At 54.4% G+C, this 10062-nt stretch carries 9 protein-coding genes; 7 read left to right on the top strand and 2 right to left on the bottom strand.

Annotated features, from left to right (window positions below):
* The first annotated feature begins 96 nt into the window (after nucleotides 1–96).
* Nucleotides 97–876, top strand: coding sequence for an enoyl-ACP reductase FabI (gene fabI / locus WCG50_RS14595; protein ID WP_336900329.1), 780 nt, complete (start codon nucleotides 97–99; stop codon nucleotides 874–876).
* Between the two features lie 12 nt (nucleotides 877–888).
* Here fabI and WCG50_RS14590 read toward each other — a convergent pair whose 3' ends face one another.
* Together WCG50_RS14590 and WCG50_RS14585 are read right to left on the bottom strand one after the other, a co-directional pair.
* Nucleotides 889–1239: a glutathione S-transferase N-terminal domain-containing protein gene (locus WCG50_RS14590; protein WP_336900330.1), complete on the bottom strand. Its 351-nt coding sequence runs from the start codon at nucleotides 1237–1239 to the stop codon at nucleotides 889–891.
* A gap of 65 nt (nucleotides 1240–1304) precedes the next feature.
* On the bottom strand, nucleotides 1305–1973 hold the full coding sequence (locus tag WCG50_RS14585) for a hypothetical protein (protein WP_336900328.1): 669 nt from the start codon (nucleotides 1971–1973) through the stop codon (nucleotides 1305–1307).
* A 178-nt stretch (nucleotides 1974–2151) separates the two neighbouring features.
* On the opposite strand from WCG50_RS14585, the gene WCG50_RS14580 reads away from it, so the two are divergent.
* From WCG50_RS14580 to WCG50_RS14555, 6 genes are all read left to right on the top strand, one after another.
* The gene (locus WCG50_RS14580) at nucleotides 2152–4578 is read left to right on the top strand and encodes a DNA internalization-related competence protein ComEC/Rec2 (RefSeq protein WP_336900327.1); all 2427 of its coding nucleotides are present in this window, start codon (nucleotides 2152–2154) and stop codon (nucleotides 4576–4578) included.
* Nucleotides 4579–4636: 58 nt separating this feature from the next.
* Nucleotides 4637–6151 (top strand): circularly permuted type 2 ATP-grasp protein, encoded by a 1515-nt coding sequence (locus WCG50_RS14575; RefSeq protein WP_336900326.1) that lies wholly within the window; start codon nucleotides 4637–4639, stop codon nucleotides 6149–6151.
* Between the two features lie 17 nt (nucleotides 6152–6168).
* Entirely contained in the window at nucleotides 6169–7128 is a 960-nt protein-coding gene (locus WCG50_RS14570; RefSeq protein ID WP_336900325.1) for an alpha-E domain-containing protein, read from the top strand.
* Nucleotides 7129–7179: 51 nt separating this feature from the next.
* On the top strand, nucleotides 7180–8049 hold the full coding sequence (locus WCG50_RS14565) for an HDOD domain-containing protein (protein ID WP_336900324.1): 870 nt from the start codon (nucleotides 7180–7182) through the stop codon (nucleotides 8047–8049).
* A gap of 53 nt (nucleotides 8050–8102) precedes the next feature.
* On the top strand, nucleotides 8103–9386 hold the full coding sequence (locus tag WCG50_RS14560) for a leucine-rich repeat-containing protein kinase family protein (RefSeq protein WP_336900323.1): 1284 nt from the start codon (nucleotides 8103–8105) through the stop codon (nucleotides 9384–9386).
* 408 nt (nucleotides 9387–9794) lie between these two features.
* Nucleotides 9795–10062 (top strand): carbohydrate porin (locus WCG50_RS14555; protein ID WP_336900322.1); only part of this gene is annotated, 268 nt, incomplete at its 3' end.

Below are 10062 nucleotides of genomic sequence, written 5' to 3'. Positions count from 1 at the left end.
AAGGTGCTGTGCGATGCACCCGGCGAGTTCATCATGGTGCGCTATGCCGACTGATTTGGCACCCAAGATATTTATTTTTTCTATTGGAATTTACTCATGACTACCAACACCAATTTGTTTAATCTCGCGGGCAAAAAAGGCCTTGTCCTCGGTGTTGCCAACGAAAGCAGCATTGCCTGGGGCGCGGCTCAGATGGCGCGCCTGCAAGGCGCTGATGTCGTGGTCTCCTGCCTGAACGAAAAAGCCATTCGTTTTGTGGAACCATTGACCGGTCCTGCTGGCATTGACCTCAAGCCCTGCAATGTGGAACAGCCTGGTGAACTCGAAGCTCTGGTGGAGTATGCCGTCGCCAAACTGGGTCGTTTGGACTTCGTGGTCCACTCCATCGCATGGGCGCCGATGGATGACCTGCACGGTCAGGTGATTGACAGCAGCAGCACTGGTTTTGCCCGTGCGATGGAAGTGTCTTGCCATTCATTTGCCACTTTGGCCAAGTTGTGTGCACCGCACATGACGCAAGGCGGCAGCATGTTGACCATGACCTATCTGGGTGCTGATGCGGCTGTGCCCCATTACGGCCTGATGGGTCCGGTCAAAGCGGCTCTCGAATCACTGGTGCGTTACATGGCGGTTGAGCTTGGACCCAAAGGTATTCGCGTACACGCTGTTTCGCCTGGTCCGATCATGACGCGTGCCGCTTCGGGTATTGCTTCGTTTGATGAACTGTTAGGCAATGCTGTTACCAAAGCCCCATTGGGACGTTTGGTGAAGCTTGAAGAAATTGCCCAACTCTGTACGTTCCTCTGCACCGACGCATCATCGGGCATGACTGGGCAGACCATTTATGTCGATGCGGGTTGCCACGCCGTCGCTTGATTTTTCCGGTCGTTAAACGCCCAGTGCCTTGTCGCTGGCAAAACGACCCTGAAGATACGCAATGATCTTGCTGGAGTCAGTCATCCATTGGCTGTTACCGGCTTGATCTGTTATTTTCAGACACGGCACCTTGGTTTGCCCACTGCCACTTAGCAAATCTTCCCGGTTCTTGCCTTCGGGTTGCGCATCAAGTCGTTCAATGCGCAAGGATAAGCGGCTCATTTCCTGACGCACTTTGATGCAAAAAGGACAAGTTTTGTATTGGTACAAAACCAGGCTCTGACATGCCTGGTCGACTTTGGCTTGAGTGGCTGCAGGTCGTACCAGACCCTTGGGTCTTGAGATTATTTCCCCCAGCAACATGAGGGGACCGAGAACGAGTCGCAAGGTTTTGAAGAATTGCCGGATAAAGAATTTCATAGATCGAATTACTCAGGTTTTGCCAACTTCAGGCCACCGGTGGGACCCGTTTTGATGATTCCTAGCTCGGTGGCTCGCTTGACCGCTGCCGTCATGGAACCCAGAGGTATGCCGGTCTGTTGTGAGACTGACGTTTGGTTGAAGGTGGTGAACTCATGGGTGTTCAGAATTTTGTTGAGGTATTGCATCAACTTGGCTGTATTGCCACCCACTAGTTGTGGACTTAAAGCCGACTTGGCGGGCGTTTTTAATGCGGGTTTCCTGATCGCTTTTGTGACAACAGAGACCGGTTTTGATTTGCTTTTTTTGGTCTTGTCGATGACATCTGTTGGTTTTAAAGCATCTTCAATTGAGACTGGTTTTTCAACCGATGCCTTTGGAGCTGCCAGTGCAGAAATCTGCACCAGCAGGGGCTGATCGTCAGAAATTAACTCAGCGGCGACGTGATAAATCTTTTTCAGTTCTTCTTCAATGCCCGCGATAGTTTGAGACAGGCGTGCCACCACTTTCCAGTTCTCAAACATGTCGTCATTGCCCAGGTTGTAGGGGTTGGCGGACATGGCGGCATGAACGCGAACGGCATAGTCTCGTACGGCATTTTTGAGTTCGAGATCGGCCGTAAACACGGCGGCGCCTGCTTGCTGGATAGCCGAAAGTGCAGTGTTGGAAAGTGACATGACGTTGCTTCTTTTAAGAGTTTAAAGAAAAAATACTAGGAATTTGCAGTCGTAATCGCAACGCCTAGTGGCTTGGGTAGTGTGTCGGAATGGCTTACCTTGTGCCAAGTATCTCATTGCACTCAGTTTTCACTGAAAGAAGCTCATTTTTGCCTGTGGCACGGGTTAGGATTGGGATATGCACTTTGATTTGCTGCACCGCCACTCTCGGGCTCGGTTGATATTTCCGGCGTTGTTGGGGTTTCTGTTGGGAACTGGTGTTCAATTGCAGCAAGCCGTCTTGTCGGGTTGGCAGATTTATGTATGTTTTGTGCTTCTAGCCCCCGTACTGTACGCGTTACTAGCTCTAAAAAATATAGCATTCCAGTGGCGATTTGGGTTGACTGTGCTGGCGTTTTCGATGCTGGCATGGGGAATCACCGGTTTGCGTGCCACCACTTTCCTGAACGATGCGCTGACGGCTGATCTTGAAGGCCGCGACATTGCGGTTATCGGTGTCATATCAGCCATGCCGCAGCACAACGAATCGGGTTTGCGTTTTCGGCTGGACGTAGAGTCTGCGCAAGTGCAAGGCCAGCCGATTCAAGTCCCTGCACACCTCTATATTGGCTGGTATTCCGGTACTTTCGGACTGGGTGACGGCAGCGGGGTCAACGAATTACAGCGCCAACCTGCGCCCATCGAGGCCGGCGAGCGCTGGCAGATGACGGTGCGACTCAAAGCACCGCATGGGGGCAGCAATCCTCATGGCTTTGATTTTGAACTCTGGTTGTGGGAACAGGGCTTGCAGGCCACGGGCTATGTGCGCTCTGGGCCCAAAGATCCGGTACCGCAGCGTCTGGTTCAAACGGGTTGGCATCCGGTTGAGTACGCCCGGCAGCAGGTGCGCGATCAAATATATGACCGAGAGATCGATCGCCACTACGCGGGACTGATTGCCGCGCTCGTGGTGGGCGACCAGAGCGCCATAGACCGCGCCGACTGGGATGTCTTTCGGGCCACGGGGGTTGCGCACCTCATGTCCATATCCGGAATTCACATCACGATGTTTGCCTGGGCTGCTGCTTGGGTGCTCGGCTGGTTGTGGCGGTGCTCGGGTCGGCTGTGCTTATGGGTGGCAGCACCCAGCGCCGCTTTGGTGGGTGGTGTGCTTTTGGCCACGGCTTACGCCCTGTTCAGCGGTTGGGGCGTTCCATCGCAACGCACCGTGTTGATGTTGGCCGTTGTGGGGGGCTTGCGACTTTCGGGTCGGCAATGGCCGTGGCCCTGGGTCTGGTTGTTGGCGTGTTCCGTGGTGGTGGCGGTCGATCCTTGGGCGTTGTTGCAGGCCGGGTTCTGGTTGAGCTTTGTTGCGGTGGGTGTTTTATTTGCTACAGATTCAGGAGCTACTAGCGCAGGTAAGACTAGCGCTAGAGGTCATTTAGGTGCTATGTTTCGAGAGCAGTGGGTGATTACCTTGGCATTGACACCGCTGACCTTGTTGCTGTTTGGTCAGGTGTCCTTGGTCGGTTTGGTGGCCAATGCATTGGCGATTCCATGGGTGACCTTGGTGGTCACGCCCCTGTCCATGCTGGGTATTTTGGTGGCACCGTTTTGGGATGTGGCAGCCTGGGCCATGGCGGTTATGGCAGGCTATCTACATTGGCTGGCCGCGTTGCCATTTGCCAGCGTGTCGGTTGCGCAAGCGCCTTTATGGGCCGGTGCTGCGGGCGTTGTGGGCGGCTTGCTGCTGGCCATGCAGCTGCCCTGGAGCCTGCGTTTGTTGGGGGTGCCGCTGATGCTGCCGGTGCTGCTATGGCAAGCGCCCCGGCCAGGTTCTGGCCAGTTTGAGTTGTTAGCCGCTGATATCGGTCAAGGCAACGCTGTTCTGGTGCGCACGGCCGGCCATGCGCTGGTATTCGATGCGGGCCCCAGTTTCAGCCGTGAGAGCGATGCCGGTCACCGTGTTCTGGTGCCACTGTTGCGGGCGTTGGATGTCTCTGTGGATCGGATGATGTTGAGCCACCGCGACACCGACCATGTGGGTGGTGCCAAGGCAGTGATGGCGATGCAGCCCCAGGCCGATCTGCTGAGTTCGATAGAGGCCGACCATGAATTGCAGGCCATTCGGCCCGCAACGCGATGTGTGGCAGGCCAGCATTGGCAATGGGAGGGCGTTGATTTTCAAGTGTTGCACCCCAAAGCCACTGACTACGATGTCGGACTTAAAACCAACGGAATGAGTTGCACGTTGCGTATTTCAAACACCACGAATTCAGCGCTCCTGACGGGCGATATTGAGCAGGCGCAGGAAGCGCGTTTGGTGGTTGATGGGGTTGCGCTGAAATCTGATGTGCTGCTTGTACCGCACCATGGCAGCAAGTCGTCCAGTAGCGCCGCCTTTCTGGATGCTGTTCAGCCTCGAATTGCGTTGGTCCAGGCGGGATACCGTAACCGCTATGGCCACCCGGCTGCGCCTGTTTTGGTGCGTTATGCAGAACGAAATATTCGCGTCGTTGATTCGCCCCATTGTGGTGCAATCACCTGGCGCTCAGATCAACCTGATGACGTTCAATGTCAGAGAACACAAGGATTGCGCTATTGGCATCACCTTGTGCCGCTTTGATGTGTTGGGAAATGTTGGCTTAAAGCTTGCTAAGCTAGTACAAGGAGAGTTATTTTTTATGCAGAAATTCGACGAGATGTACACCCAGTTGCCCTATGAGTTTTTCACTCATGGCGCACAGATTCGTGACCACTACAAGATTTATGACGAATGGTTGGCGCGCCAGCCCGGCGACATGATGGCCAAGCGGCGCGAGGAAGCTGAAATGATTTTCCGTCGAGTCGGCATCACTTTCGCCGTTTATGGCGAAAAGGACGAAGAGGGCCATGGCAATGAGCGTTTGATTCCCTTTGATCTGATTCCTCGGATCATTCCCGCACACGAGTGGTCCAGCATGGAAAAAGGGCTGGTGCAACGCGTCACGGCGCTTAACCGCTTTATCTATGATGTGTACCACGACCAGGAAATCATCAAAGCGGGCATCGTGCCGCGAGAGCAAATCGAAAATAACGCCCAATTCCGCCCCGAAATGATGGGAGTGAGCGTTCCAAACAACATTTATTCCCACATCTCCGGCATCGACATCGTGCGCGCCCCCAACGCCAAAGGCGAGGGCGAGTACTACGTGCTGGAAGACAACTTGCGCGTGCCCAGTGGTGTGAGCTACATGCTCGAAGACCGCAAGATGATGATGCGGTTGTTCCCGGAGTTGTTCAACGCACACCGCGTCGCGCCCATCGCCCATTACCCCGATTTGTTGCTAGAAACACTGCGTGACAGCAGTCCCGCCACCACAGCCGAACCCACCGTAGTGGTATTGACACCCGGCATGCACAACAGCGCCTACTTTGAGCACGCGTTTTTGGCGCAGCAAATGGGTGTCGAGTTGGTTGAAGGGCAAGACCTGTTCGTCAAAGACAATTTTGTCTACATGCGCACCACGCGCGGCCCCAAACGCGTGGACGTGATCTACCGCCGGGTGGACGATGATTTTTTGGACCCCAAGGCCTTCCGGCCCACTTCTACCCTGGGTTGTGCCGGTCTGCTGGACGTTTACCGCGCCGGCCATGTGACCATCTGCAATGCGGTGGGCACCGGCGTGGCGGACGATAAATCGATTTACCCCTACGTCCCGAAGATGATCGAGTTTTACCTTGGCGAGAAACCGATCCTCAACAACGTGCCCACCTATATGTGCCGCAACAAGGATGACCTGGCCTACACGCTGGCCAACCTGAAAGACCTGGTGGTCAAAGAAGTGCATGGTGCGGGCGGTTACGGCATGCTGGTCGGACCTGCTTCGACCAAAGCTGAAATTGAAGACTTCCGCAAAGCGGTGCTGGCCAATCCGAGTGGCTACATTGCGCAGCCGACGCTGAGTTTGTCGAGTTGCCCGACGTTTGTCGAGAGCGGCATTGCACCGCGCCACATTGACCTGCGGCCTTATGTCCTCAGCGGCAAGACGGTTCAGATGGTTCCGGGCGGCCTGACGCGCGTGGCGCTGAAAGATGGCTCCTTGGTCGTCAACTCGTCACAAGGCGGCGGTACAAAAGACACTTGGATTCTGGAGGACGAAGCCACCCCTGTGGTACCTGCGCCTGCTCCCGTCCAATCCCAAAAACAGTCTTCCTGAGAATTAGGAGCATCCCTATGCTGTCACGAACCGCCGATCACCTTTTCTGGATGTCCCGCTACACCGAGCGGGCCGAAAACACTGCCCGCATGCTGGATGTGAATTACCAGACATCCCTATTGCCCCAATCTGAAGCGGTTGCGCTGGTGGGGTGGCAAGGGCTGCTGAGCATCAGTGAATTGCTGCCGGCTTACACCGAACTTCATGGCGAAATCAAGGCCCGTGAAGTGATGGATTTCATGGTCAAGGACGAGAGCAATCCGTCCAGTATCGTGTCGTGCTTGGGCGCAGCGCGCGAAAACGCCCGTGCTGTGCGCGGCACCTTGACGACCGAAGTCTGGGAAACCCAAAACACCACCTGGCTGGAAGTCAAACGGATGATCAAGTCGGGCGAGTTTGAGCGCGATCCAGCTCAATTTTTTGAGTGGGTCAAGTTTCGCTCGCACCTGTCGCGTGGCGTCACCGTGGGCACCATGCTGATGGACGAAGCGCTGTATTTCATGCGCTTGGGTACTTTTCTGGAGCGCGCCGACAACACGGCGCGTCTGGTGGATGTGAAGTTCCATGCGGTGCAAAGTGACTTTTACGGCACGGCCAACGAGAAAGACCAAGAGTACGACTTCTACCACTGGAGTGCTATTTTGCGCAGCGTGTCGGGTTTCGAGGTCTACCGCAAGGTTTACCGCGATGTGATCAAGCCCGAGCGCGTGGCTGAGTTACTGATTCTGCGGCCCGACATGCCGCGTTCACTGCACGCCAGTCTCAATGAAGTGGTTAATAACCTGGCCCTGGTCGCCAGCGACGACTCCAGCGAAACCCATCGCCGTGCCGGAAAGCTGCGTGCAGAGCTCAAATACGGCCGCATCGACGAAATTCTGGCGACCGGGTTGCACGCCTACCTGACCCAGTTTCTGGATCGCATCAATGACCTGGGCGCTCACATTAGTCGAGATTATTTGATTCCTTCGGGGGCTTGACGACTGTTACCCGGTTGTTTTTCTGGATAATCGTCGGATGGAGACGAATACATGAAAGTGGCAGAAATCAACCGGGAGCTCGATGTCGCTCGCGACGCAGGCCCTTTGCGTGACATCATCATTCCGCCTTGTCCGGAATTGCTGGTAGCCCTGCAGCGTGAAGTCAATCAGGGTGATCCTGACCCTGCTGTCATTGCCCGCATTGCCGGGGGCGATGTGGCCATGGCCGCCGCCTTGATTCGCATCTCCAACAGTTCTTTGTATGCCCGCACAGAACCAGTGCGCACGGTGGCACAGTCTGTGTCCATGCTGGGTGTGAAGCCAACGATTGCTGTATTAACCGGGTTCTTGACCCGTAACGCCATACGCGTCAACTCTCCGCTGTTGGAGCACTTTTGGGAATCGTCAACACGTCGCTCATTGGCCATGGCCTTCATTGCGCGCCAACTCTACGACGTGGACGCCGATGTGGCGCAAACCTGTGGCCTGTTTTGTCATGTGGGCATTCCTGTGATGATGCAAGGCCTCAAAGGCTATTCAGGCACCTTGGTGGAGGCAATGGCCCGCCAGGACCGTACCTTTATCCAGACCGAAAATGCCGTACACCGGACCGACCACGCTGTGGTGGGTGCGCTGGTTGCCAAGACCTGGCGATTGCCCGCCGTGATTTCCATTGCTGTGCGCCTGCACCATGATTTCACCGCATTGCACGACGACAAAATTCCAGTTGAAGTTAAAAACCTGGTGGCTATTGCGGCCGTGGCTGAGCATTTGGTGAGCAAGCACGAAGGTGTGAAAGACCAGCGGGACTGGGAGCGCCACGCCGATGAATGCCTCCTTCATCTGCAAATCAGTGCTGGTGAAGTGGACGCATGGCTGGATGCACTTTATCCCGTATTTGAAGGCGTGGTGGTCTCCTGAATACACTGGCGCTGCTGCGTGCCGGAAAACTGTCTGGAACCCGTCGGCTAAAGTTGGCTTGTGGCCTTCCAGACTTTCCGCGTGAGATTTTTGACCTTGCCGAGTCACTTGAAATTCTCGACCTCTCGGGCAATGCGCTCACTTCATTGCCCGATGACTTGCCCCGGTTGCGGAAGCTTCGCGTCATTTTTTGCTCTGACAACCAATTTACAGAACTTCCCGCCATTTTGGGGCGCTGCGAACAGTTGGTCATGGTGGGTTTCAAGGCCAACCAGATTCGCACGGTGCCGGGTGCCGCTTTACCCAAGGCCTTGCGCTGGCTAATCCTCACGGACAACCAGATCGAACAAATTCCTCCCGAGATCGGACGCTGCACCCAGTTGCAAAAGCTTATGTTGGCGGGTAACCGCTTGCAGTCTCTACCGCCGGAGTTGGCGAGTTGCACCGCATTGGAATTGTTGCGTTTATCTGCCAATCGGGTGAACGTGTTTCCTGATTTTTTGCTCACTATGCCTCGTTTGTCCTGGCTGGCTTATGCGGGTAACCCGTTTTGTGGGCACCAAGAGGAACAAGCATTCACGCAGTCGCCGATTTTCCCCATTAGCTGGGATGCCTTGACGCTGCAACACACCTTGGGTGAAGGCGCCTCAGGCGTGATTCATGAAGCGGAGCACCGGTCCGGTGAGACTGTACAAAAGGTGGCGGTAAAGCTTTTCAAAGGCAGCGTCACCAGCGATGGCCTGCCGCGCTGTGAAATGACTGCCTGTATCAGCGCTGGCGCCCACGAAAATCTGATTCCGGTGATGGGTCAGGTTATGGATCACCCAGCGGACGTTCAGGGCTTGGTCATGGCACTGATTAATCCTGAATTTAAAAATCTTGCCGGGCCGCCCAGCCTTGATTCCTGCACCCGCGATATTTACGCAGATGGCACCTGCTTTGACTTGTTGCGTGTGATTCGCATGGCCCGGGGTATTGCTTCGGCGGTGCTGCATCTGCACTCACAAGGCCTGATGCACGGCGATTTGTATGCGCACAACATTTTGCATGCAGGGCAGGGCCGGGTGTTGCTGGGTGACTTTGGCGCCGCCTCCTTTTTCACACCCGACGACGGCATGTATGCATTGGCCCTTCAAAGGCTTGAAGTTCGTGCCTTTGGTTGCTTGCTCGAAGAATTGCTGGTGCGTTGCCATACCGTGAATGATGTTCAGGCGGTATTGCCTACGCTCAACGACTTGAAAACAGCTTGCCTGAATGAGGTGACCAGTGCTCGTCCTCTTTTTCATGAGATTGAGCAAGTTTTGGCAAGCTTGAAAAATCAGGTTCGCTCAATTTAATAAAAGTTGTGGAGTGCCCTGCAGGATTTAAATTGGTTTTTTCAAACTCATTTCGACCTGACGAGCATCATGATTTCGCGATGATATTTTTCAAAATGCACAAAGAAATCTTTCATCCGCTGCAATTATTTTCTTGTTTCCTCATGTAACTGATGTGTGAAACGACACTAATACGTCAGTGTTTTCCCTGATTTATTTGTTCAAAAAAAACCATTTCACCAATGCGGCACCCAGTGCAACGCTGGTTCTCTTATGACTTCGTAATTCGTTCGTAACCAGCCTAAGTGTTTTCCCTGTTATGTAACTAAATCAGATAGATTTAAAAAATAATAACGGGGTTCTTTCAAGTAAGAACTCCGCTGGCAGACCCACTGCCGTGTATTAAATTATTTATTACTCTAAAAAATCATGATGAAGACAACACTCAAAATTAGTCTGGTCGCGGCTGCTGCCGCCCTTTGCGCCAGCAGCGCTTTCGCGGTCGAAGCCGCTGGTATCGAATTCCACGGTTATTCCCGTGGTGGTCCGGTGCTTAGCTACGATGACAACGCCAAAGGCCATTTGGGCCTCGGGGGCGACTTGCAAATGTACCGTCTTGGCAACGAAGGCGACAACGGCCTCGAGGTCGACATCATCAAGAACTTCGAAGCCGGTGGCCTGAAATGGAAATTCCATT

Origin of the sequence: Rhodoferax sp., from assembly GCF_037143375.1 — a bacterium.
Lineage (GTDB): Bacteria > Pseudomonadota > Gammaproteobacteria > Burkholderiales > Burkholderiaceae_C > Rhodoferax.
The sequence above is the reverse complement of the archived record's forward strand: the minus strand, read 5'-3'. Positions and strand labels throughout refer to the sequence as shown.

Excerpts from the sequence above, each read along its gene's own strand:
- WCG50_RS14570 (WP_336900325.1), top strand. The coding sequence starts at position 6,169 with ATGCTGTCACGAACCGCCGATCACCTTTTCTGGATGTCCCGCTACACC.
- WCG50_RS14580 (WP_336900327.1), top strand. The coding sequence starts at position 2,152 with ATGCACTTTGATTTGCTGCACCGCCACTCTCGGGCTCGGTTGATATTT.
- fabI (WP_336900329.1), top strand. The coding sequence starts at position 97 with ATGACTACCAACACCAATTTGTTTAATCTCGCGGGCAAAAAAGGCCTT.
- WCG50_RS14585 (WP_336900328.1), bottom strand. The coding sequence starts at position 1,973 with ATGTCACTTTCCAACACTGCACTTTCGGCTATCCAGCAAGCAGGCGCC.
- WCG50_RS14565 (WP_336900324.1), top strand. The coding sequence starts at position 7,180 with ATGAAAGTGGCAGAAATCAACCGGGAGCTCGATGTCGCTCGCGACGCA.
- WCG50_RS14590 (WP_336900330.1), bottom strand. The coding sequence starts at position 1,239 with ATGTTGCTGGGGGAAATAATCTCAAGACCCAAGGGTCTGGTACGACCT.
- WCG50_RS14575 (WP_336900326.1), top strand. The coding sequence starts at position 4,637 with ATGCAGAAATTCGACGAGATGTACACCCAGTTGCCCTATGAGTTTTTC.